20 protein-coding genes are annotated in these 21,973 nt (G+C 67.2%); 8 read left to right on the top strand and 12 right to left on the bottom strand.

From position 1 onward, the window contains the following. Positions 1-2 precede the first annotated feature (2 nt). Positions 3-854 (top strand): prephenate dehydratase, encoded by an 852-nt coding sequence (locus ASE63_RS03155; protein WP_056796230.1) that lies wholly within the window; start codon positions 3-5, stop codon positions 852-854. Between the two features lie 16 nt (positions 855-870). On the opposite strand, the gene nudC is transcribed toward ASE63_RS03155, so the two are convergent. Beyond that, complete coding sequence (nudC, locus tag ASE63_RS03150; protein ID WP_056796227.1) at positions 871-1,827, bottom strand: NAD(+) diphosphatase; 957 nt, start codon at positions 1,825-1,827, stop codon at positions 871-873. A 60-nt stretch (positions 1,828-1,887) separates the two neighbouring features. Then, positions 1,888-2,847: a 3-hydroxyisobutyrate dehydrogenase gene (mmsB, locus tag ASE63_RS03145; protein ID WP_082609589.1), complete on the bottom strand. Its 960-nt coding sequence runs from the start codon at positions 2,845-2,847 to the stop codon at positions 1,888-1,890. Between mmsB and ASE63_RS03140 the strand changes: the two genes are divergently transcribed. Both ASE63_RS03140 and ASE63_RS03135 read left to right on the top strand, forming a co-directional pair. After that, positions 2,835-3,113 (top strand): type II toxin-antitoxin system RelE/ParE family toxin, encoded by a 279-nt coding sequence (locus tag ASE63_RS03140; protein WP_056796221.1) that lies wholly within the window; start codon positions 2,835-2,837, stop codon positions 3,111-3,113. The two genes, mmsB and ASE63_RS03140, sit on opposite strands and share 13 nt — an antisense overlap. After that, positions 3,088-3,432 (top strand): HigA family addiction module antitoxin, encoded by a 345-nt coding sequence (locus tag ASE63_RS03135; RefSeq protein WP_056796218.1) that lies wholly within the window; start codon positions 3,088-3,090, stop codon positions 3,430-3,432. The genes ASE63_RS03140 and ASE63_RS03135 overlap by 26 nt, the downstream gene beginning before the upstream one ends. 2 nt (positions 3,433-3,434) lie before the next feature. Here the strand turns inward: ASE63_RS03135 and ASE63_RS03130 are convergent, their stop codons facing one another. Together ASE63_RS03130 and ASE63_RS03125 are read right to left on the bottom strand one after the other, a co-directional pair. Then, complete coding sequence (locus ASE63_RS03130; RefSeq protein ID WP_156410153.1) at positions 3,435-4,589, bottom strand: isobutyryl-CoA dehydrogenase; 1,155 nt, start codon at positions 4,587-4,589, stop codon at positions 3,435-3,437. Positions 4,590-4,773: 184 nt separating this feature from the next. After that, positions 4,774-6,270: a CoA-acylating methylmalonate-semialdehyde dehydrogenase gene (locus ASE63_RS03125; protein WP_056796215.1), complete on the bottom strand. Its 1,497-nt coding sequence runs from the start codon at positions 6,268-6,270 to the stop codon at positions 4,774-4,776. Positions 6,271-6,391: 121 nt separating this feature from the next. Between ASE63_RS03125 and ASE63_RS03120 the strand changes: the two genes are divergently transcribed. Beyond that, positions 6,392-7,312, top strand: coding sequence for a LysR family transcriptional regulator (locus ASE63_RS03120; RefSeq protein ID WP_156410152.1), 921 nt, complete (start codon positions 6,392-6,394; stop codon positions 7,310-7,312). A 25-nt stretch (positions 7,313-7,337) separates the two neighbouring features. Here the strand turns inward: ASE63_RS03120 and ASE63_RS03115 are convergent, their stop codons facing one another. The 3 genes from ASE63_RS03115 to ASE63_RS03105 all read right to left on the bottom strand — a co-directional run bounded on the left by ASE63_RS03115 (position 7,338) and on the right by ASE63_RS03105 (position 11,510). Further along, on the bottom strand, positions 7,338-8,636 hold the full coding sequence (locus ASE63_RS03115; RefSeq protein WP_056796655.1) for a diguanylate cyclase: 1,299 nt from the start codon (positions 8,634-8,636) through the stop codon (positions 7,338-7,340). A 151-nt stretch (positions 8,637-8,787) separates the two neighbouring features. Continuing rightward, positions 8,788-10,533: an iron ABC transporter permease gene (locus ASE63_RS03110; protein WP_056796212.1), complete on the bottom strand. Its 1,746-nt coding sequence runs from the start codon at positions 10,531-10,533 to the stop codon at positions 8,788-8,790. Further along, entirely contained in the window at positions 10,530-11,510 is a 981-nt protein-coding gene (locus tag ASE63_RS03105) for an ABC transporter substrate-binding protein (protein WP_056796210.1), read from the bottom strand. The genes ASE63_RS03110 and ASE63_RS03105 overlap by 4 nt, the downstream gene beginning before the upstream one ends. Before the next feature lie 217 nt (positions 11,511-11,727). Between ASE63_RS03105 and tal the strand changes: the two genes are divergently transcribed. From tal to ASE63_RS03090, 3 genes are all read left to right on the top strand, one after another. Continuing rightward, positions 11,728-12,684 (top strand): transaldolase, encoded by a 957-nt coding sequence (tal, locus tag ASE63_RS03100; protein WP_056796206.1) that lies wholly within the window; start codon positions 11,728-11,730, stop codon positions 12,682-12,684. Between the two features lie 342 nt (positions 12,685-13,026). Then, complete coding sequence (locus tag ASE63_RS03095) at positions 13,027-13,587, top strand: YceI family protein (RefSeq protein ID WP_056796204.1); 561 nt, start codon at positions 13,027-13,029, stop codon at positions 13,585-13,587. Then, positions 13,584-14,135 carry a cytochrome b/b6 domain-containing protein gene (locus tag ASE63_RS03090; RefSeq protein ID WP_082609587.1) on the top strand — a complete coding sequence of 184 codons (552 nt, stop codon included), beginning with the start codon at positions 13,584-13,586 and terminating at the stop codon, positions 14,133-14,135. Before ASE63_RS03095 ends, ASE63_RS03090 begins: the two co-directional genes overlap by 4 nt. A gap of 32 nt (positions 14,136-14,167) precedes the next feature. On the opposite strand, the gene ASE63_RS03085 is transcribed toward ASE63_RS03090, so the two are convergent. From ASE63_RS03085 to ASE63_RS03065, 5 genes are all read right to left on the bottom strand, one after another. Further along, positions 14,168-14,671 (bottom strand): hypothetical protein, encoded by a 504-nt coding sequence (locus tag ASE63_RS03085; RefSeq protein WP_056796199.1) that lies wholly within the window; start codon positions 14,669-14,671, stop codon positions 14,168-14,170. A gap of 107 nt (positions 14,672-14,778) precedes the next feature. Beyond that, positions 14,779-16,449 carry a thiamine pyrophosphate-binding protein gene (locus ASE63_RS03080; RefSeq protein ID WP_056796197.1) on the bottom strand — a complete coding sequence of 557 codons (1,671 nt, stop codon included), beginning with the start codon at positions 16,447-16,449 and terminating at the stop codon, positions 14,779-14,781. 110 nt (positions 16,450-16,559) lie between these two features. Beyond that, positions 16,560-17,744, bottom strand: coding sequence for a CoA transferase (locus ASE63_RS03075; RefSeq protein WP_056796194.1), 1,185 nt, complete (start codon positions 17,742-17,744; stop codon positions 16,560-16,562). Between the two features lie 111 nt (positions 17,745-17,855). After that, positions 17,856-19,073, bottom strand: a complete 1,218-nt coding sequence (locus tag ASE63_RS03070; RefSeq protein ID WP_056796191.1) for an acyl-CoA dehydrogenase — start codon at positions 19,071-19,073, stop codon at positions 17,856-17,858. A 143-nt stretch (positions 19,074-19,216) separates the two neighbouring features. Further along, positions 19,217-20,737, bottom strand: a complete 1,521-nt coding sequence (locus ASE63_RS03065; RefSeq protein ID WP_056796188.1) for an aldehyde dehydrogenase family protein — start codon at positions 20,735-20,737, stop codon at positions 19,217-19,219. Positions 20,738-20,981: 244 nt separating this feature from the next. On the opposite strand from ASE63_RS03065, the gene ASE63_RS03060 reads away from it, so the two are divergent. Further along, positions 20,982-21,896 (top strand): LysR family transcriptional regulator, encoded by a 915-nt coding sequence (locus ASE63_RS03060; protein WP_056796186.1) that lies wholly within the window; start codon positions 20,982-20,984, stop codon positions 21,894-21,896. The last annotated feature ends 77 nt before the right edge of the window (positions 21,897-21,973 follow it).

Raw genomic sequence — 21,973 nt, 5'->3', positions numbered from 1 at the left:
CCATGTCCGTCATCGTGTCCTATCAGGGCGAGCCCGGGGCCTTCTCCTCGCAGGCCGCCCTCCAGGTCTTCCCGGATTGCGAACTCCTGCCCTGCGCGACCTTCGAGGACGCGCTGGCCGCGGTGTCCGACGGCACGGCACGCTATGGCATGATCCCGATCGAGAACTCGATCGCCGGGCGCGTCGCCGACATCCATCACCTGCTGCCGCGTTCGGGCCTGCACATCATCGGCGAGCACTTCCTGCCGATCCGCTTCCATCTGATGGCAGTGAAGGGCGCGACACTGGCGACGCTCAAGACCGTGCAGAGCCATATCCATGCGCTCGGCCAATGCCGAAAGATCATCCGCAAGCTCGGTCTCAAGGCCGAGGTCGCGGCGGACACGGCTGGCTCCGCCAGGCAGGTGGCGGAAGCCGCGGATCTCACCCGCGCCGCGATCGCGCCGCGCATCGCCGCGGAAGTCTACGGCCTCGAGATCCTGATGGAGGACATCGAGGACGAGAAGCACAACACCACCCGCTTCGTCGTGCTCTCGAAATACCCCGAATTCGCCCGCCAGGGCAGTAAGACGCTGACGACGCTGATCTTCCAGGTCCGCAACCTGCCGGCGGCGCTCTACAAGGCGATGGGCGGCTTCGCCACGAACGGCATCAACATGACCAAGCTCGAAAGCTACATGGTCGACGGGGCCTTCTCGGCGACCATGTTCTACGCCGATGTCGAGGGACATCCGGACGACCCGGCGCTGCGCCGCGCGCTCGACGAACTCGCCTTCTTCTCGAAGGAGGTGAAGATCCTCGGCGTCTACCCGGCCAACCCCTTCCGCGACAGCTTCCCCGAGGCCGGCGCGTAGCGGCCTGCCTCGCCGCTTACGGCTCTTCCCCGTCGACCGCCCACGCCCTCAGTAGGGTGTTCGCGATGGCGAGGTGCTGCGGGCTTGTGAACCCTTCCGTATGCGCGCCTTCCAGCATCTGGAGGGCTTCCTCCCGCGAGAACCAGCGCCCGGCCTCGAGCTCGGTCATGTCGAGCACGATGTCGTCGTTGAGGGCCTGGGCGATGCAGCCGATCATCAGCGAAGATGGGAACGGCCAGGGTTGCGACGCGATGTAGCGGACGGTCCCGACGCGCAGGCCGGCCTCTTCCCAGCTCTCGCGGCGTACGGCATCCTCGAAGGTCTCGCCCGGCTCGACGAAGCCGGCGATGCAGGAATACATCCCCGGCGCGAAGCGGGCCTGCCGTGCGAGCAGGCAGCTGTCGCCCCGCGTAACCAGCATGATCACGACCGGGTCCGTACGCGGGAAGTGCTGGGCGCCGCAGGCGCTGCATTCTCGCTTCCAGCCCGAGGCGCCGAGGCTGGTCGGGCCGCCGCACTGAGCGCAGAAACGGTGCCGGGCATGCCAGTCGAGCAGCGCCTTGCCCTGGCCGAGCGGGCCGAGTTCGTCCTCCGGCACGAGGCGCTTCAGCGCGACCGAACGCAGATCGGTGACGAAGAGTTCGGGCCGCTCCCGCAACGGCTCGACGAGCGACCGATCCAGCAACCGGCCGAAGCGCGGCGCTCCGTCGGGCGCGAGGCCGAGGAATGCCTCTTCCAGCCCTTCGCCGAGGGACTCCGTCTCGCCATGGCTGAACCAGACCGACAGAGCCTCGCCGTCGATGCGCTTCAGGATCGGCGTATCGCCTGCGACGACCGCGATCCGCGTGTCGGACCGGTTGCGAAGCGCGCCTACCGCGTCGTGCTTGTTGCGCAGGTCCTCGCGCCGGTCGAGCTTGTTGACGGCGAACCCGGTCAGGGCCGAGCGTTCGCGGGGGCGGGAGGCGTCGTTCATGTCAACCGTCCTAACCCCGCGCCATCATCTCACGCAAGCACGCTTCCGGGCCGGCGGCTTTCATGTGGCATCGCGGCCGCGCAGCAGATGCACGATGGCCGAGAAGTCGGCGCCGCCTTCACCCCAGGCATTGTGCAGCCCGTAGAGCTGCGTCGCGGCCGCGCCGAGCGGCGTCGAGGCGCCGGCCGCTTGGGCCGCCTCCTGCGAAAGCTTGAGGTCCTTCAGCATCAGCGCCGAGGCGAATCCGGGCTTGTAGTCGTTGTTGGCGGGGGAGGTTGGAACCGGTCCCGGCACGGGGCAATAGGTCGTCAGCGACCAGCATTGCCCCGAAGAGGTCGAGGCGACGTCGAACAGCGCCTGGTGCGAGAGGCCGAGCTTCTCGGCCAGCACGAAGGCTTCCGAGACCCCGATCATCGAGATGCCGAGGATCATGTTGTTGCAGATCTTGGCCGCCTGGCCATTACCGGCCGCGCCGCAATGCACGATGCGCCGCCCCATCGCCTCGAGGACCGGCGCGCCGATCGCGAAGGCGTCGTCCGAGCCGCCGACCATGAAGGTCAGCGTGCCGGCGGTCGCCCCGCCGACGCCGCCCGAGACCGGCGCATCGAGCGAGAGGCAGCCATGCTCGTCCGCCATCGCATGCGCCTTGCGCGCGCTGTCGACATCGATGGTCGAGGAATCGATCAGCAGGGCACCCTTCTTCACCTCCGGCAGGATGTCGGCCCAGACGGACAGCACATGCTTGCCCGCCGGCAGCATGGTGACGACGATGTCGGCCTCGGCCACGGCCTCTTGCCCCGAAGCGGCGATGCTGACGCCGAGCTCGGCTGCTGCCTGACGCGACGCCTCGACGAGATCGAAGGCGCGGACCTCATGCCCCGCCTTGACGAGGTTGCCGGCCATCGGGCCGCCCATATTGCCGAGGCCGATGAAGGCGATGGTGGTCATGCTGCGTCTCCTTCCATTCTTCTTGACGGAATATCTCTTGCGGAATAGCTTTTCCGTCGATGATCCGATCATTCGCGCAACGCGATGCCGAGTTGCTGTTCAATGACAGGCCGCTCAGGCTCTTCGCGGCGATCGAGCGCGTGATCCGACGCAAGCTCCTGTTGCTGCACGCCGCCGCCAGGCTCGACGATCTGCGCATTCCTCCGGGTAACAGGTTGGAAGCGCTGCGTGGCGACAGGGCAGGACAATATTCGATCCGGGTCAACGACCAGTGGCGGATCTGTTTCAACCGGGAAAACGGGGAGGCGCATGATGTCGAAATCGTCGACTATCACTGATCCGGAGCCGAGCCGGCACGCCGGTGACCTTGCCCTAGAGCCGATTCCGCCGGGTGAAATCCTGCTCGAGGAATTCATGAAGCCGCTCGGCGTCAGCCAGAACCGGCTGGCGCGCGATATCGACGCTCCCGTCAGCCGCATTGCCGGCATCGTCAAGGGCGAGCGGACGATCACGGCCGACACTGCGCTGCGCCTCGCACAGTTCTTCGGAACCTCGCCGGAAATGTGGCTGAAACTGCAGAGCGACCATGACCTGCGCATCGCCCGGCTGGCGTCCGGCCGAGAGATCGAGAGGCGCGTGAGGCCGCTCGCCGCATAGGCTCAGTTCCCCTTCGCCCGGCCAACGAGCCCTCGGGCGACGATCATCCGCATCACCTCGTTGGTGCCTTCCAGGATCTGGTGGACGCGCAGGTCGCGAACGATCTTCTCGATGCCGTAATCGGCGAGGTAGCCGTAGCCGCCATGAATCTGCAGGGCCTGGTTGGCGACCTCGAAGCCTGTGTCGGTCGCGATCCGCTTGGCCATCGCGCAGAGCGTCGTTGCGTCCGGCGCCTTGGCGTCGAGGGATGCGGCCGCGCGCCAGAGCAGGGTGCGCGCCGCCTCCAGCTCCGTCGCCATGTCGGCGAGCGTGAACTGCAATGCCTGGAAATCCGCGATCCGTGAGCCGAAGGCCTTGCGCTCCTTCGCATAGGCGAGTGCCTTGTCGAGCGCGCCCTGCGCTCCGCCGATCGAGCAGGCACCGATGTTGAGCCGCCCGCCATCGAGCCCGGCCATGGCGATCTTGAAGCCGACGCCCTCGTCGCCGAGCCGGTTGGCGGCGGGCACGCGGCAGTTCTCGAAGATCACGGCGCGCGTCGGCTGGGCGTTCCAGCCCATCTTCTTCTCGTTGGCGCCGAAGGAGAGGCCGGGCGTATCCTTCTCGACCACGATGGTCGAGATGCCGGATGGTCCGGCCTCGCCGGTGCGAACCATCACCACATAGATGTCGGCAACGCCGGCGCCGGAAATGAACTGCTTCTGCCCGTCGAGGATATAATGGTCGCCGTCGAGAACGGCCCTGGTCTTAAGCCCGGCGGCGTCGGAGCCGGCGCCGGGCTCGGTCAGGCAGTAGCTGGCGAGATGCTCCATCGTGCAGAGCTGCGGCAGGAAGCGCTGACGCTGATCATCCGAACCATAGCGGTCGATCATCCAGGCGCACATGTTGTGGATCGAGATATAGGCTGCGACCGTGGGGCAACCGGTCGAGAGCGCCTCGAAGATCAGCGCTGCGTCGAGCCGCGATAGCCCCGAGCCGCCGACATCCTCCCGGATATAGATGCCGCCCATGCCGAGCGCGGCGGCAGCGCGCATCTCCTCGATGGGGAAGTGCTTCTCCTCATCCCAGCGCAGGGCATGGGGCGCCAACGTCTCGGCAGCGAAGTCCTGCGCCATGTCGCGGATCGCGATCTGGTCTTCGGTGAGAGCGAAGGCGTTCAAGGCTGGCGCTCCTGATGGTTCGGCATCGACCGCTGTGACCTGGCATGCCGGGCGTGTCGCGTTACGCCCATGAGAACTCAGGGCTGCCGCACCGGCAAGGTGTAGCCCCGGCGCTGGGCGCCGGGGCTATTGTGCGTGAGGCTGAAGGGACGCGCGGAGCAGCGGTGCTCTGCGGCGCAGCCTCTCAACCCATCGTCGGGATGACGAAGCTCGCGCCGTCCTTGATGCCGCTCGGCCAGCGCGCCGTCACCGTCTTGGTCTTGGTGTAGAAGCGGATCGAGTCCGGCCCGTGCTGGTTCAGGTCGCCGAAGACGGAGCGCTTCCAGCCACCGAAGGTGTAGTAGGCAAGCGGCACCGGGATCGGCAGGTTGATTCCGACCATGCCGACCTGGACCTTCGAGGCGAAGTCGCGCGCCGCGTCGCCGTCGCGAGTGAAGATCGCGGTGCCGTTGCCGTATTCATGGTCGTTGGTGAGCTTCAGCGCCTCGTCATAGCTCTCGGCGCGCAGCACGGAGAGGACGGGGCCGAAGATCTCTTCCTTGTAGATCCGCATGTCCTTGGTGACGTTGTCGAACAGGCAGCCGCCGACATAGAAGCCGTTCTCGTAGCCCTGCATCTTGAAGTCGCGCCCGTCGACGGCGAGCGTCGCGCCTTCCTCGATGCCGATGTCGACGTAAGCCTTGATCTTCTCCATCGCCGCTTTGGTGACGACCGGGCCGTAATCGGCCGAGGCGTCGGTCGAGGGGCCGATCTTGAGGCTCTCGACACGTGGGATCAGGCGCTTCACCAGCTCGTCGGCGGTCGCCTTGCCGACCGGGACCGCGACCGAGATCGCCATGCAGCGCTCGCCGGCCGAGCCGTAGCCGGCGCCGATCAGCGCATCGACCGCCTGGTCCATGTCGGCGTCGGGCATGATGATCATGTGGTTCTTGGCGCCGCCGAAGCACTGCACGCGCTTACCATTGGCGCAGCCACGGGTGTAGATGTACTCGGCGATGGGCGTGGAGCCGACGAAACCGACCGCCTTGATCTCGGGATGGTCGAGGATGGCATCGACCGATTCCTTGTCGCCGTTGACGACGTTGAGGATGCCGGGAGGGCCACCGGCCTCGATGAAGAGCTCGGCGAGGCGCATCGGCACGCCCGGGTCGCGCTCGGAGGGCTTGAGGATGAAGGCGTTGCCGCAGGCGATCGCGGGGCCGAGCTTCCAGAGCGGGATCATCGCCGGGAAGTTGAACGGCGTGATGCCGGCGACGACACCGAGCGGCTGGCGCAGCGAGTAGATGTCGATGCCGGGGCCGGCGCCGTCGGTAAACTCGCCCTTCATCAGGTTGGGAATGCCGAGGCAGAACTCGACGACCTCGACGCCGCGCTGGATGTCGCCCTTGGCGTCGGGAATCGTCTTGCCGTGCTCGCGGGCGAGCAGATCGGCAAGCTCGTCATTGTTCTGCGCGATCAGGTCGAGGAATTTCATCAGCACGCGGGCGCGGCGCTGCGGGTTGACAGCGGCCCATTTCGGCTGCGCCTCGGCGGCGTTCTGCACGGCCTGGTCGAGTTCCGACGTGCTCGCCAGCGCGACCTTGCCGATCACCGAACCATCCATCGGCTGATAGATGTCGGCCGTGCGGCCTGAGGTTCCCGCGACATGCTTGCCGCCGATGAAATGCCCAACCTGACGCATCGCGTCCTCCCTACGAATGGTGGTGTCTCGAAACCGTACTCTCCCCTACCATTCCTGTTTTCGCACGGCTATAGCGAGACTGGGCTTGTGCTGTGCGGAAAAGCAAATACGGAGGAGCGCGGTGGAGCGGTTCGACTGGGATGATCTGCGGTTCTTCCTCGCGGTCGCGCGCTCGGGGCGCCTGACGGCCGCCGCCCGCCGGCTCGGCGCCGACCATGCCACCGTCTCCCGCCGCGTCACCGCGCTCGAGGAGGCGCTCAAGGCGAAGCTGTTCGAGCGGCGGCCGCAGGGCTATACGCTGACGGCCCATGGCGAGCGGCTGCTGGCCAAGGCGGAGAGCATGGAAACCGAGGCGCTGGCGATCCAGAGCGATATCGGCGGTGCCGATATGGCGCTCGCCGGCACGGTCAGGATCGGCGCGCCCGATGGTTTCGGCACGAGCTTCCTCGCCCCGCGCCTTGCCGGGCTCGCCGGCGCCTATCCCGGCCTCGAACTCCAGCTCATCGCCATGCCGCGGCTGCTCTCGCTGTCGAAGCGTGAGGCGGATGTCGCGATCACGCTCGCGCCGCCCAAGGAGGGCAAGGTGGTGGCGCGCAAGCTCTGCGACTATCGCCTCGGCCTATACGCCGCCCAAGGCTATCTGAATTCGATGCCGCCGGTCGCGCAGGCGGAGGACCTCTTCGCACATCGTATCGTCGGCTACATCGACGATCTGATCTTCGCACCGGAGCTCGACTATCTCGACGAGGTCGCCAGGGGCCTGCGCGCGCAGGTGCAAAGTTCGAGCGTCCTGGCGCAGATGAATGCCGTCGTGGGCGGTGCCGGCATCGGTGTGATCCACCATTTCATGGCCGCGAGCGAGCCGCGGCTGGTGCCGGTGCTGCCAGAGGCGGTTTCGATCACGCGCTCCTTCTGGCTTCTCGTCCATGCTGACCTGAAGGACGTTGCCCGCGTGCGCGCGACCGTCGATTTCGTCGTGCGCGAGGTCAAAGCGAGCCGCGCCCTGCTGATGGGCGAGGCGCCGGCTTCAGTCGCGGCCTAGGGCGTGGCCGTAACGAGTGCGGACCCTAGGCCTGAACGCGGTTCCGCCCCGCCTGCTTGGCGGTGTAGAGCGCCCTGTCGGCCTTGCGCATCGTCAGGTCGAGGCTGTCGGTCGCCGCCACCTCGGCCAGGCCGATCGAGACCGTCAGGCGCAGGGCCAGCTTGCCGACGAAGATCTGTCGTCCGGCCACGCCGGCTCGCAGCTCTTCGATGATCGCGGCTGCGTCGGCTTCACGCATGCCCGGCAGAAGCAGCGCGAATTCTTCCCCGCCGAGCCGGGCGAGGAGATGCGGCCGCGCGTCGAGCGAATCGCTCAGATGGCCTGCGAAGATGCGCAGCGCGTCATCGCCGGCATTGTGGCCGTGCTCGTCGTTCAGCAGTTTGAAGTGATCGATGTCGAGAATGGCGACGCAGGTCGGCTGGCCCGCCCGCTGGGCTTCGGCGACGAGCTTGGGCCCCTTCTCGAAGAAGTAGCGCCGGTTGAACAGCCCCGTCAGGTAGTCGTGCCAGGCAAGGTCGTGGAGCTGGCGCATCCGCAGCAGCGTCTCGGCATTCGAGGCGATGCGGCACTGCAGTTCCTCGAGCACGAAGGGGCGCGCGATGAAGTCATGTGCACCCGCCTTCAGGAACGCCGCCGAGGTGGTCCGGTCTGTCGAAGAGGAGATGCCGATGACGCGCACCTGCTCGGCCGGGTAGCGGCGGCGGATGCGGCGGGCTAGCTCGAAGCCGTCCATGTCAGGCATGTTGTAGTCGGCAACGACGAGCCTGATGGCCTGATCCTGCTCCAGCATCGTGAGCGCATCGGCGCCGGAGCCGACCTCGACGACGGTGTATTGCTGGCTCGTCAGCATCTGGCCGAGCAGCCTGCGGGTGGTGGTCATGTCATCGACGACGAGGATGCGGGTCTCGCGATTGGTCAGCGCCCGCTTGACCGAGCTGACGAGGTTGCCGAGCGCGAACTCGGAATCCTTCAGCACATAGTCGAAGACCTCGCGCTCCATGATGCGGGCCCGCGTCGCGAGATCGAACGTGCCGGTGAAGACGATGGTGGGAATGCCATGGCTCACCGTCCAGTCGAGCGCCTCGCCATCGGGCGCGTCCGGCAGGTTGAGGTCGACGACGGCGATCGCATAACCTTCCTGATCCTGCAGGATGGCGTGGCTGAGGTCCTTCAGGCAGCCGCAGCTCGTCACTTTCAGGCCAGTCTCGGCCTCGATCATCTGGCGCAGCGCGATCGAGAAAGTCTTCGAATCCTCGACGACGAGAACCCTGCGCCTGTCCTGCGGGTGGAAAAGCGGCTGTCGTTCCGCGGTACGCTGCGTCATATCTTCGTCCTGCAGGGCGCATCGGCACCAGGGGCCGAAGGCGCTGGCGGCGTAGGCCATCGCCGCGCATGCTCCTGCTCTATCGTCAGGTCGTTAACGCCACCTTGTCAGGCGCTGTCCCGCCCCTCTGCCGCTCCTGGCGAGGCATGTGTCAGATGCGCCAGGGCAGCACGTCCTGTGGCAGACGCTTGGCCAGCAGGTCCAGCGTCAGCATCGCCAGCAGGATTACCGCCGACGCGCTGATCGCGACCGCCGCGGCCTCCCCGGCCAGCCCCGCTTCCTTCAGCGAGAACAGCACGACGCCGAGCGTCTCGGTGCCCGAGGACCAGAGCAGGGCGGAGACGGTCAGTTCGTTGAAGGCGACGAGGAAGACCATCAGCGCGCTGACCGTGGCGGCAGGGGCGAGGATCGGCGCCACGATGAAGCGCAGCATCTGCCAGAGCGTGACGCCGTCGAGCCTGGCCGCTTCCTCGTGATGCGCCTCGATCTGCGCCATGGCAGCCAGCGGCGCCTTGAGCGCCAGCGGCATGAATCGCGCGAGATAGGCGAAGAGAATGATGAAGGGCGTCGCATAGATGCTGACACCGAGCACCGGGAGCGGTTTCAGGAACATCAGGATGCAGGCGATGGCGAGGACCACGCCGGGCAGCGCATAGGGCAGCTCGATCACCACCTCGACCGCGCGCCTGGCCCGGCCCATGCGCCGCTCCAGCGCATAAGCGAAGCCGATCGAGAGCAAAGCGAGGATCACCGCGGCGCTGCCTGCGAACAGCAGGGAATTTCGGAAGGCGCGCACCGTAACGTCCTGCCGCAGCAGCACTTCGGTGAATTTGTCGAAGGTCAGGCTCTGCCAGCTCAAGGCTACACCAAGGGCCGGCGTCAGTGCCTCGCCGAGCAGGGCGAGGAAGGGCAGGCCGAGCTTGAGCACGAGCAGCAGGCACAGCCCGCTAGCGACGAACGGCCGCGCCCGGCCGAGCCGCCAGAACGGCTGCAACGGGCGCTCGATCTCGACCTTGGCGCCGGCGCGGCGCGTCGCCAGGAGGCCGGCGAGGATGCCGACGCCTGCAACGAGGGCGACCAGGACCGAGAGCGCCGCCGCGTCCGGCAGGCCGGCAGGCCCGAAGCTGGACAGGCGCCGGTAGATCAGCGTGGGCAGCGTCAGATAATTCACCGGCAGGCCGAGCAGCGCCGGAATGCCGAAATTGCCGATCCCCGCGACGAAGGCGAGGAGCGCTGCTGCCGCGATCTGCGGCCGCAGCACCGGCAGCAGGATGCGCGCGACGATGGTGGCGGGGCCTGCTCCCTCCATCTCGGCTGCCTCGATCAGCGAATGCGGCACGCTCCGCAGCCCGGTCCATAACGTGATCGCGACCAGGGGCGCGTGATGCAGCGCCATCACCAGCGCGATGCCGCCGCGCCCGAGCAACGGGTTCGGCGTGCCCGGTGCGGGCGACAGGCCGAACAGCGCCAGGATCGGCGAATGCGGCGCGAACAGGCTGAGGAAAGCGAGCGCCGCGACCTGCGGCGCGATCATCATCGAGAAGACGAGGCAAAAGGCGATCGGCCGCTTGCCGCGCACATCGGTGACGGCGAGCAGGATCGCGGCGGTGCCGCCGATCAGCAGGGCGCCGAGCGCCGAGAGAAAGGCGGTCTCCAGCGAATGCAGCGTCGCATTGACCGCGGCACGGCTGCCGATCTCCGCCAGTGCCGCCTCGGGCGCGAACTCTCCGCCGGGGGCGAAAGCGGCACCGGCGAGCCGCAGCATGGGCAGGGCTCCGAAGAGCAGCGCGCATGCCGCGACCAGCACCGGCAGGCCGTAGCCGGACGGCAGGCTCAGGCCCCGCCGGTGAGGGCGGGTTCCGAGGTCCTTCCAACCGCTATGGGCGGCCAGCGTCACTCGAAGATCGCGCTGAAGCGCTTACGTGCCGCGGCTTCGTCGGCCAGCGCCTTGGCCGCGTCGAACGGCATCAGCTTGATTGCGTCGCGGCCGGGATAGCCGGCGGGCAGGGCGACGTCCGGATGGGCCGCGACATAGCCTTGCTTCAGCGCCAGCGCCTGCCCCTCCTTCGACAGCAGGAAATCGACGAAGGCCTTGGCGGCTTCCGGGTTCTTGCTGGTTTTCAGGATCGCGACCGGTTCGCTCACGGCGGAGACGCCTTCGCTGGGGAAGACGAACTCGACCGGCGCGCCCTTGGCCTTCTCGCGGATCGGCATGAAGTCGACGATCATGCCGTAGAGCTTCTCGCCGGTCGCGACCTGGCGCAGGATGTCGCCATTCGCGCCGGCGGCGAGCGCGCCGTTCTTCTGCAGGGCCTCGTAGAAGCTCCAGCCGGTCGGCAGGTTGCTCGTCAGCGTGATGGTGTGGATCATCGCGGCGCCGGAATTCAGCGGGCTCGGCATGGCGACGAGGTTCTTGGCTTCCGGCTTGGTCAGGTCCAGCCAACTCGTCGGCTTGAGCGTGGCCTTGGTGTTGTAGACGATGCCGGTGGTGATCAGCTTGGTCGCGAACCAGAACTTGGCCGGGTCATGGGTGCCGGCGGGATACGCGGCAACGTCCGCCTTGTCGTGCGCCAGCAGGCGGCCGTCCTTCTTCAGGCCTTCCATCGTCACGGCATCGGCGATCAGCAGCAGGTCGGCCTGGGGTGCCCCGGCCTCGATCTCGGCCCGGAGCTTGGCCATGACGCGCGGCGTGCCGTCGCGCACGAAGCTGATCTCGACCTTGGGATATTTCGCCTTGAACGCATCGATCGTCTGCTGCGCGTCGGTGTTGGGCTGGCTCGTATAGAGGACGAGCTTGCCTTCGGCCGCGATGGCCGGCAGTGCGCCCAGGGCGAGGGCGGCGGTGATGATTGCGGTCGACGCCAAGTAGTGCATGTGAAACTCCTGAACGGATGCCCCGAACGGGCCCGCGCTGGCCGTAATCTGCCCATATGACAGTTCCATGAGGCCTGCATCATCGATTGTCATGTCATCGGCGGGCGCAGGTGAGGCATCGCCGCGCAGGGCTGCCCTGTTTCGGTCGGCTTGACCCTGCCGGCCCGACGCCCCACGTTCGATCCTATCCACCTATACGATCCGCGACAGGACAGCCATGACCGCCTCCAAGCTCGAACAGCTCCGCAAGATGACCACGGTGGTTGCCGATACCGGCGACATCGAAGCGGTCAGGCGCCTGAAGCCAGTGGATTGCACCACCAATCCGACGCTGCTGTTCAAGGCGGCCGAGACGCCGGCCTATGCGCCGCTCGTCGAGGAGGCGATCGCCTGGGGCAAGAAGGCCGGCAGCGGCGACAAGGTCGTGCAGGCGGTCTGCGACCGGCTCGCCGTCACCTTCGGAACTGAACTGACGAAGATCGTGCCCGGTCGCGTCTCGACCGAGGTCGATGCCGACCTCTCCTTCGATACGCAGGCGACGCTTGACAAGGCGCGCGCCATCATCGCCGCCTATAAGGAGCGCGGCATCGAGAAGGAGCGCATCCTGATCAAGATTGCCTCGACCTGGGAAGGCCTCCAGGCCGCCAAGGTGCTGCAGGCCGAGGGCATCGACTGCAACCTGACCCTGCTATTCGCCCTGCCGCAGGCGGTCGCTGCCGCCGATGCCAAGGCCTTTCTGATCTCGCCTTTCGTCGGGCGCATCCTCGATTGGCACGTCAAAGCCGGCGGCGGCCCCTACACGGCCGAGACCGATCCGGGCGTGGTCTCGGTCCGCTCAATCTACGCCTACTACAAGACCTACGGCATCGACACCGTGGTGATGGGCGCCTCCTTCCGCAATACGGGGGAGATCGAGGCGCTCGCCGGCTGTGACCGCCTGACCATCGGGCCCGGCCTGCTCGACGAACTGGCGGGAGCGACCGGCGACCTGGCGCGGCGGCTCGACGCCAAGGCGCCGGGCGAGGCTCCGGCGAAGCTTGTTCTGGACGAGAAGGCCTTCCGCTTCGCGATGAACGAGGATGCGATGGCGACGGAGAAGCTCGCCGAGGGCATCCGCGGCTTCGTCAAGGATCTGCGCAGCCTGCGCAAGCTGGTCGCTACCCGGCTGGGCTGAGCTGTTTCAAGGACTTCAGTCCTCGTCATCCCCGCGGTCATTCCGGGGCTTCGCGAAGCGAAGAGCCCGGAACCATGACCGCTTTACCGGCAGGAAAAAGCAGGCCCGCCAACGTGCCTTTTCCTGAACCGGCAATGTTCGCGGGTTCACGGCTCAGGCCTGGGCCAACCGTGGAACGGCTCACGGGTCCGTTAAGATCAGCAGCTCGCGCTTCGCCCGGGCTGCTCGAAGCGCGCCCGTCCCTGTGCGGCGGTTCCCGCTCTCCATGTCGCGGCAGTCACCTTTGCGTGTGCGCGGAACGCCAGCCTCCGCCGCGCCATCATCGGCGCGCAGGCTGCCCGGATGCTGCGCGGATACGTCATCGGCTTGGCCCTGCTCATCGGCGGCGCGGCGCTCGCGCAAGCCTCGTGGTCGCTGCGCCCCGGGACGACCGAGGTAAGCTTCGTGGCAAAGCGCTTTGGCGTTCAGACCGCCTCCGGCCGCTTCCAGCGCTATGATGGGGTCGTCGCGCTCGACTTCGAGCGGCCCGAGCGGAGCCGCGTCCGCTTGCGCATCGAGACCGGCTCGCTTGAAACCGGAACGGCGCTTGTCGACGGTTTCATCAAGGGCGAGACGATGCTCGATACCGCCCGTTTTCCCCAGGCGACCTTTGTTTCCGATGAGGTCAGGCGCAGCGGCGAACGCAGCCTCGTCATCCGCGGGCAGCTCACCTTACGGTCGATCACCCGGCCCGTGACCGCGACAGTGGTGGCGGAAGAGGATCCTGCGGCCGCCCAGCGCGGCGCGCGCCTCTCCTTCCATGCCACGGCCGCCTTTTCTCGCGCTGCCTTCGAGATCGGCCGCGACGTCAATATCGTCGATGACGAGGTGGAGATCGCGATCAGGGGCAGGATCTCGCAGTGAGAACGGTGCAGCGCCTGCGCTGGCACCCCGCCTTGGTCATCCTGCATTGGAGCACCGCGCTGCTCGTCGTCGGCCAATACGGGCTGTCCCGTTTCATGCGCGACGAAAGCCGCGACCTGCTCTCCCGCTTCGCGCTCTACCAATGGCACAAATCGATCGGTCTGACGGTCGCCGGGCTCGTCCTCCTACGCCTCGTGCTGCGACTGCTCCTGCCGGCGCCTGCGCCGATGGATCATGCAGAATGGCAGCGGCTGGCGGCGCGCGCGGTCCATATAGGACTCTATGGCTGCCTGATCGCGCTTCCGGTCTCGGGCCTGCTCATGGCGGCGGCGGCGCCGATCCAGATCCCGACCGTGTATTTCGGCTGGTTCGGCGTGCCGCATCCGATCGGGCCCGACAGGCGCGTCTATGAACTCATGCTGCGCCTGCACGAACTGGTCTTCGATCTCCTGAGCCTGCTCGTGCTGCTTCACCTCGCGGCGATCGTAACCCACCAGTTCGTCTGGCGCGACGGGTTGCTGCGCCGAATGTGGTTCGCGCGGGGCTGAGTCGGTGCCTCGCCAAGGCGCGCGCTGAATGCCTACTGTACCGAAGCGGCCTCTACCTGCACGGAAGGCCTGGGCGGAGCCGAGGTGGAATCGAAGAAGTTGCGCCCGCCAGCCGCTGCGGCCTGCAGCTGCTGCTTCCAGCCCTTGCCGTCCTTGCCGCCGAGGGCGGTGAAATCGGCATCGCGGATTCCGTCGCGGCCGCGCCCCTGATAGACCATCACGCCGTCGGCAGTGACGATGATGTCGCCGCGTCGCAGCGTCGGGTCCTTCAGATACCAATGCGGATCGGTGGCGGGGTCCAGCTGGACAGCGGGCGGCTTGGGCTTGGAGGAGGCCTCCGGAGCCCGGTGCTGCTGCTGCCGGTGCGCGCGCGGACGCTCGTCATCATATTCGTAGATCGGCGTGGCCCGCAGGCGCTGGCCTCCGCCGAAGATCGCCCGGGCGAGCTCCTCAAAAGGGTTCGCCTGAGCGCCCGGAATGCCGGCAGCGGACAGTGCCGCCACCAGTCCGACCAATATCACGTGCCGCCGCACCATCGCCGTCGTCCCCGCTTGTTTGCAGTTCAACGACTGATGGTCGCTAAAGGTTCAACGGAGGTTCACCGACGCGGTTAAGTTTTTTCAGCATTCCGCGCCTGCGCCGTTTACGCCTTCGCCGCGAAGGCTTCCGCCCGGATCGTCGAGAGCGATTTCGCGGGCGTGATCGCCTCCGGGTCGAGCAGGCAGTGGATGATCGAAGGCTTGCCGGACGCCACCGCGCGCTCGAAGGCGGGGCCGAACTCCTCGGTCTTCTCGACGCGCTCGCCATGGCCACCGAAGGCCTTGGCATAGGCCGCGAAATCCGGGTTCTTCAGCGTCGTTGCCGAGATGCGGCCGGGATATTCGCGCTCCTGATGCATCCGGATGGTGCCGTACATGCCGTTGTCGACCACGACCACGACCACTGGCAGATCGTATTGCACGGCGGTCGCGAAATCCTGCCCGTTCATCAGGAAGCAGCCATCGCCGGCGAAGGCCACGACGGTCCGCTCCGGATAGAGTCGCTTGGCGCCGATCGCCGCCGGTACGCCGTAGCCCATCGAGCCCGAGGTCGGGGCGAGCTGCGTCGCGAATTTGGTGAAGCGGTGGAAGCGATGCACCCAGGTCGCGTAATTGCCTGCGCCGTTGCACATGATGGCGTCGTCGGGAAGGTGGTTGCGCAGCCAGCGCACCATTTCGCCGGGATGGAACGAGCCGGCGACCGGGGCAGGCTGCTCGCTCCAGCCGAGATAGGATTCATGCGCCTCGGCCGAGGCGCCCGCCCACGGGATCTCCTGAGGCGGATGCACCGTTTCAAGCGCCGCGCAGAAGGCCGTGGGGGAGGCGTTGATGGCGAGCGACGGCCGGTAGACGCGGCCGAGCTCCTCCGGGTCCGGATGGACATGGACGAGCGGCCGGCCCGGGTTGGGGATCCCGAACAGCGTGTAGGACTGGCTCGGCATCTCCGAGAGGCGCCCGCCGACGAGTATGACGAGATCGCTCTCCTTGATCCGCGCGAGGAGCTTCGGGTTCGGGCCGATGCCGAGATCGCCGGCGAAGTTCGGGTGGTCGGCCGGGAACAGCATCTGCCGGCGGAAGGAGACCGCCACCGGCAGGTCGAAGCGCTCGGCGAAGCGCTGGAAGCGCTCGATCGCCTGCGGGTTCCAGCGCGAGCCGCCGAGGATCGCGACCGGCTTCTTCGCCGCCCAGAGCCGCTTCTGCAGGTCGATGGTCTGGAGCAGCGAGGGGTGCGTCTCGGTCACCTGGTAGGGCTCGGCGTCGACCGTCTCGACCACGTCGGTCAGCATGTCCTCCGGCAGCGCGATCACGACCGGGCCGGGGCGGCCGGAGGTGGCGACATGGAAGGCGCGGCTGATGATCTCGGGGATGCGCTCGGCCTGGTCGATCTCGGTCGCCCATTTGCACATGGTGCCGAAGACGGCGCGGTAGTCGAGCTCCTGGAAAGCCTCGCGCTCGCGCATCGAGCGGTCGATCTGGCCGACGAACAGGATCATCGGCGTCGAATCCTGCTGCGCGATGTGCACGCCCGGCGAGGCATTGGTCGCCCCAGGCCCGCGCGTGACGAAGCAGATGCCGGGCTTGCCCGTCAGCTTGCCGGCTGCCTCGGCCATCATCGAGGCGCCGCCTTCGGCCCGGCAGATCGTGACCTTGAGATTGGCGTCGTGCAGCGCGTCGAGCACGGCGAGATAGCTCTCGCCCGGGACGCAGAAGGCGTCGGTCGCGCCGTGGAGGATGAGTTGGTCGACGAGAATCTGCCCGCCGGTGCGCTTAGCCATTGGAATCGTCCTATGCGGTTGACGTCATTGCGAGCGCAGCGAAGCAATCCAGTCTCGTAGAGCACGATGGCTCCTGGATTGCTTCGTTGCGCTCGCAATGACGGTTGCGGTCACGAACGCGCCCCACCCCAGGCCGGGTCGTTCAAGATCTCGTCTTCATGCTCGCCAAGTTGCGGGCTCGGGCGCGGTGAGACCTGCCGCATGCCGTTCATGACGATCGGCGAGCCGACGGTCGGGATCGTCCCGCCTTTGGCGAGTGCGCTCGTCAGATCGACCTTCACGCCACGCGCCTTCACCTGCGGGTCGGCGAAGACCTCGCCGATGTCGTTGATCGGCCCGGCCGGCACGCCGACCTTCTCCAGCGCAGCCAGCAGATCGGCTTTGAGATAGCGTTGGCAGAGCAGATGAAGCCGCTCCGTCAGCGGGACGCGGTTCTTCACCCGCGAGCGGTTGTCGATATAGGCCGGCTCGTCCGCCAGCGCCGCCTCGCCCAGGACCTCGCAGAGCTTGCGCCACTGCCCGTCATTGCCGGTGGCAATGATGATGTGTCCGTCCGCGACCGGGAAGACGTCATAAGGCACGATATTGGGATGGGCGTTGCCGAGGCGCGGCGGCGGATTGCCGGAGACCAGATAGTTCATCGCCTGGTTGCCGAGCACGGCCACTTGGGAGTCCAGCAGCGCCATGTCGAGCGTGGCGCCTTCGCCGGTCGCGTCGCGCTGGCGCATTGCGGAGAGTATGCCGACCGTTGCGTAGAGCCCGGTATAGATGTCGGCCACCGCATAGCCCGCCTTCATCGGCGCGCCCTCGGGCTCGCCGGTGACGGACATCGGCCCGCCCATACCCTGCACCAGGAAGTCGTAGCCGGCGCGCGGGGCATAGGGTCCGGTCTGGCCGAAGCCGGTGACCGAGCAATAGATCAGCCGCGGGAACTCCTTGCGAAGCGACGCGGCATCGAGCCCGTATTTCTCGAGGCCGCCGACCTTGAAGTTCTCGACCACGACATCGGCATGGGCCGCGAGCCTGCGGACCAGCGCCTGCCCATCCGGCGTGCGGAAATCGGCGGTGATCGAACGCTTGCCGCGATTGGCCGCGTGGAAATAGGCGGCGGACAGGTTCTCGCCGTTCTCGCCCTCGACGAAGGGAGGACCCCATTTCCGGGTGTCGTCGCCCTCCGGCGCCTCGACCTTGACGACATCGGCGCCGAGATCGGCGAGGAGCTGGCCGATCCAGGGGCCGGCGAGGATGCGCGCCAGTTCGAGAACGCGCAGGCCGGCTAGAGGAGGGGTGGTCATGGGCGGCCTCGGCTCGACGTCATGGTCGGGCTTGACCCGACCATCTCCGGGAAGTTCACGCGGGACGAGATGCCCGGGGCAAGCCCGGGCATGACGGTCCCGTGGCAGGCCTCAGAAGAACGCCTGCAGCCCGGTGACGGCACGGCCGAGGATCAGCGCGTGGACGTCGTGCGTGCCCTCATAGGTGTTCACCGTCTCCAGGTTCGCCGCATGGCGCATCACCTGATATTCGATCGAGATGCCGTTGCCGCCATGCATGTCGCGGGCCTGGCGGGCGATGTCGAGCGCCTTGCCGCAATTGTTGCGCTTGACGAGCGAGATCATCTCCGGGGCCATCTTACCCTCGTCCATCAGGCGCCCGACGCGAAGCGAGCCCTGCAGGCCGAGCGTGATCTCGGTCAGCATGTCGGCGAGCTTCTTCTGGTAGAGCTGCGTCTGGGCCAACGGCTTGTTGAACTGCTTGCGGTCGAGCCCGTACTGGCGCGCGCGGTGGAAGCAGTCCTCGGCGGCGCCCATCACACCCCAGGAAATGCCGTAGCGGGCGCGGTTGAGGCAGCCGAACGGGCCCTTCAGGCCGGAGACGTTCGGCAGCAGGTTCTCCTCCGGCACGATGACGCCGTCCATGACGACCTCGCCGGTGATCGAGGCGCGCAAGCTGAGCTTGCCGCCGATCTTCGGCGCCGACAGGCCCTTCATGCCCTTTTCGAGGATGAAGCCGCGGATCTGGTTGTCATGCGCGGCCGACTTCGCCCAGATGACGAAGACGTCGGCGATCGGAGAATTCGAGATCCACATCTTCGATCCCGTCAGCTTGTAGCCGTCGGCGACCTTCTCGGCCCGGGTCTTCATGCCGCCGGGATCGGAGCCGGCATCCGGCTCGGTCAGGCCGAAGCAGCCGACCCATTCGCCCGAGGCGAGCTTGGGCAGGTACTTCTTGCGCTGGTTCTCGTCGCCATAGGCGTAGATCGGGAACATCACCAGTGAGGACTGGACGCTCATCATCGAGCGATAGCCGGAATCGATGCGCTCGACCTCCCGCGCCACGAGCCCGTAGGAGACGTAGTTGGCGCCGGCGCAGCCATATTCCTCCGGCACCGTGACGCCGAGCAGGCCGAGCTCGCCCATTTCGTTGAAGATCGAGCGGTCGGTCTTCTCGTCGAGATAGGCGTCGTGGATGCGGGGAGCGAGCTTCTCCTGCGCGTAGGAGCGCGCGGTATCGCGGATCAGGCGCTCGTCCTCGGTCAGCTGCTCGTCGAGCAGGAAGGCGTCGTCCCAGGTGAACTGCGCGAGCTTGTGGCTGGCGGCGTGGCTGCGGGCGGCTTCGGCCATGGTGTTGTCCCTTCCCTCGTCTCGTTCGACTGCGCTCGGCGCGATCGTAAGGCGTCATTCTCGGGCTTGCCCCGAGAAACTCGAGACCAGCTAGCTGGTTTCCGAGATGGCCGGGTCAAGCCCGGCCATGACGGCCTGGTCGATCAAGCATCCACGTCGAAGCTGACGCCCTGCGCAAGCGGTAGCGTGGTGCCGTAGTTCAGCGTGTTGGTGGCGCGGCGCATATAGGCCTTCCAGGCGTCGGACCCGGCCTCGCGGCCGCCACCCGTCTCCTTCTCGCCGCCGAACGCCCCGCCGATCTCGGCACCGGAGGGGCCGATATTGACGTTGGCGATGCCGCAATCCGAGCCCTCGTCCGAGACGAACAGCTCGGCCTCGCGCATGTTCAGCGTGAAGATCGAGGAGGACAGGCCGGCGCCGACCGCGTTCTGCATCGCGATCGCCTCGTCCAGCGACTTGTACTTCATCACATAGAGGATCGGGGCGAAGGTCTCGCGCTCGACCGGGCCGCACTGCCGGGGCATCTCGATCAGGGCCGGGCGGACATAGAAGCCGCCGGAGCCGACATCGACCTTCTCGCCGCCATGCACCTTGCCGCCTTCGGCACGCGCTTCGCCGAGCGCCTTCTGCATGCCCTGATAGGCGGCTTCGTCGACCAGCGGGCCGATCAGCACGCCCGCCTCGCGCGGATCGCCGATCTTCACGGAGCCGTAGGCCTTGATCAGCTTCGGCACGAGCTGGTCGTAGACGCTCTCATGTACGATCAGGCGGCGCAGCGTGGTGCAGCGCTGGCCGGCCGTGCCCATCGCCGCGAAGGCGATGCCGCGCAGCGCGATGTCGAGATCGGCGGAGGGCGCCACGATCGCGGCGTTGTTGCCGCCGAGCTCCAGGATGGCGCGGGCGAAGCGGGCGGCCAGTTTTTGTCCGACCTCCTTGCCCATGCGGGTCGAGCCCGTCGCCGAAACGACCGGGACGCGATGGTCCTGCACCAGGATGTCGCCGATCTCGCGGCCGCCGATCAGCACTTCCGACAGGCCGACGGGCGCCTCGGGGCCGAAGCGCTTCATCGTCTTCTCGACGATGGCCTGCACGGCGATGCCGGTCAGCGGGGTCTTCTCGGATGGCTTCCAGACGACGCTGTCGCCGCAGACGAAGGCCAGCGCGGCATTCCAGGACCAGACGGCGACCGGGAAGTTGAAGGCCGAGATCACGCCGCAGACGCCGAGCGGGTGCCAGGTCTCCATCATGCGATGGTTCGGACGCTCGGTCGCGATGGTCAGGCCGTAGAGCTGGCGCGACAGGCCGACCGCGAAATCGCAGATGTCGATCATCTCCTGGACCTCGCCGAGGCCCTCCGAGACGATCTTGCCGGCTTCCAGCGTCACCAGCAGGCCGAGATCATCCTTGGCGGCGCGCAGCTCCTCGCCCAGCAGGCGCACGAACTCGCCGCGGCGCGGTGCAGGCACCTTGCGCCAGGCAAGGAAGGCAGCCTGCGCGCGGCCGATCGCGGCCTCGGCCTCGGCGGGGCTCGTCTCCTTCAGCGTCGCGACGGTCTCGCCGGTGATCGGCGAGCAGGCGGTGAGCCCGGCGCTCGCATAGGCGCCATCGCTGACGCCGAGGCGCTTCAGAAGGGCGAGGGCGTCCTTGGGAAGGGGAGAGGTCATGTACCTGCCTGATCGCTGGTGTTCATCGAGAGCATAGCCCTCATCCTGAGGAGCGACCGCAAAGGCTCGCGTCTCGAAGGATGTTCCAGATGCTTCCGGAGCCTCATGGAGCATCCTTCGAGACGCAGCCTTGCGGCTCCTCAGGATGAGGGCTCGGGAAAAGCTTGCCCGAGGCTCAGGACAATGCCCCCTTCCGCCTGCCCGGGGCAACCGATATGTTCTCACGACTTGATGAGAATTTATCATGGATATCGAAATCGTTCCCGGCCGGCTTTCGGTCCCCTCCCTGTCCGCGCTTGCCGCCTTCGAGGCGGCCGCTCGCCATGGCAGCTTCACGCGTGCGGCCGAGGAGCTCAACCTGACGCAGGGTGCCGTCAGTCGCCAGGTCGCGCATCTGGAGAAGCTGCTTGGCGTGGCGCTCTTCCAGCGCGCGCGCCAGCGCGTCAGCCTGACGCCGGCCGGCAATGCGTATGCCGCCGAGATCCGTGACGGGCTGTCCCGGCTGGCGGCCGCGACGGTTTCGGCCATGGCGTTCCGCGGCGCGTCCGGCGTGCTCAACCTCGCCATCCTGCCGACCTTCGGCACGCGCTGGCTGATTCCGCGCCTGCCGCGCTTCACCGAGGCTCATCCGGGCATCACCATCAACTTCACCACCAAGCTCGTGCCCTTCGATTTCGGCCGGGAGCAGCTGGATGCCGCGATCCATTTCGGTGATGCCGTCTGGCCCGGCGCGCGGCTGCACCGGCTGATGGGCGAGGAGATCGTGCCGGTCGCCGCCCCCTCGCTCGTCGCGCGGCTGGGCCTGGCCGCGCCGGCCGACATGCTGCGCGCGCCGCTGCTGCAGCAATCGACCCGCCCGCGCGCCTGGGCCAACTGGCTGGAACAGCAGGGCCTGCCGCCGCAGCGGGCCTTGATGGGGCCGCGCTTCGAGCAGTTCGCCATGGTCTCGCAGGCCGCGGTGGCCGGGCTCGGACTGGCGATCGTGCCGCGCTTCCTGGTCGAGGAGGAGCTGCGTTCCGGCGCGTTGCTCATCCCCTTCGACCGGCCCGTCACCGGCTCCGGGGGCTACTACCTCGTCTATCCCGAAACCCGCGCGGAACTGCCGGCGGTGATCGCATTTCGCGACTGGCTGCTAGGCGAATGCGCCGCCGCGAACTGACTCGACAAGCGCGTGGCGCCACGCCATTCATGCGCAGAGTTCACTAACCGGGCCGCGCCTGCGGACCCGCCTCTGCT

This window comes from Allobosea sp. Root381 (assembly GCF_001429395.1).
GTDB lineage: Bacteria > Pseudomonadota > Alphaproteobacteria > Rhizobiales > Beijerinckiaceae > Allobosea.
The sequence above is the reverse complement of the archived record's forward strand: the minus strand, read 5'-3'. Positions and strand labels throughout refer to the sequence as shown.

Coding starts and splice junctions, on each gene's coding strand:
- ASE63_RS03060 (WP_056796186.1), top strand. CDS start 20,982: ATGGATATCGAAATCGTTCCCGGCCGGCTTTCGGTCCCCTCCCTGTCC.
- ASE63_RS03135 (WP_056796218.1), top strand. CDS start 3,088: ATGTCGAAATCGTCGACTATCACTGATCCGGAGCCGAGCCGGCACGCC.
- ASE63_RS03085 (WP_056796199.1), bottom strand. CDS start 14,671: ATGGTGCGGCGGCACGTGATATTGGTCGGACTGGTGGCGGCACTGTCC.
- ASE63_RS03140 (WP_056796221.1), top strand. CDS start 2,835: ATGATCCGATCATTCGCGCAACGCGATGCCGAGTTGCTGTTCAATGAC.
- ASE63_RS03070 (WP_056796191.1), bottom strand. CDS start 19,073: ATGGCCGAAGCCGCCCGCAGCCACGCCGCCAGCCACAAGCTCGCGCAG.
- ASE63_RS03075 (WP_056796194.1), bottom strand. CDS start 17,744: ATGACCACCCCTCCTCTAGCCGGCCTGCGCGTTCTCGAACTGGCGCGC.
- ASE63_RS03105 (WP_056796210.1), bottom strand. CDS start 11,510: ATGCACTACTTGGCGTCGACCGCAATCATCACCGCCGCCCTCGCCCTG.
- ASE63_RS03095 (WP_056796204.1), top strand. CDS start 13,027: ATGCTGCGCGGATACGTCATCGGCTTGGCCCTGCTCATCGGCGGCGCG.
- ASE63_RS03125 (WP_056796215.1), bottom strand. CDS start 6,270: ATGCGTCAGGTTGGGCATTTCATCGGCGGCAAGCATGTCGCGGGAACC.
- mmsB (WP_082609589.1), bottom strand. CDS start 2,847: ATGATCGGATCATCGACGGAAAAGCTATTCCGCAAGAGATATTCCGTC.
- ASE63_RS03080 (WP_056796197.1), bottom strand. CDS start 16,449: ATGGCTAAGCGCACCGGCGGGCAGATTCTCGTCGACCAACTCATCCTC.
- tal (WP_056796206.1), top strand. CDS start 11,728: ATGACCGCCTCCAAGCTCGAACAGCTCCGCAAGATGACCACGGTGGTT.
- nudC (WP_056796227.1), bottom strand. CDS start 1,827: ATGAACGACGCCTCCCGCCCCCGCGAACGCTCGGCCCTGACCGGGTTC.
- ASE63_RS03155 (WP_056796230.1), top strand. CDS start 3: ATGTCCGTCATCGTGTCCTATCAGGGCGAGCCCGGGGCCTTCTCCTCG.
- ASE63_RS03065 (WP_056796188.1), bottom strand. CDS start 20,737: ATGACCTCTCCCCTTCCCAAGGACGCCCTCGCCCTTCTGAAGCGCCTC.
- ASE63_RS03115 (WP_056796655.1), bottom strand. CDS start 8,636: ATGACGCAGCGTACCGCGGAACGACAGCCGCTTTTCCACCCGCAGGAC.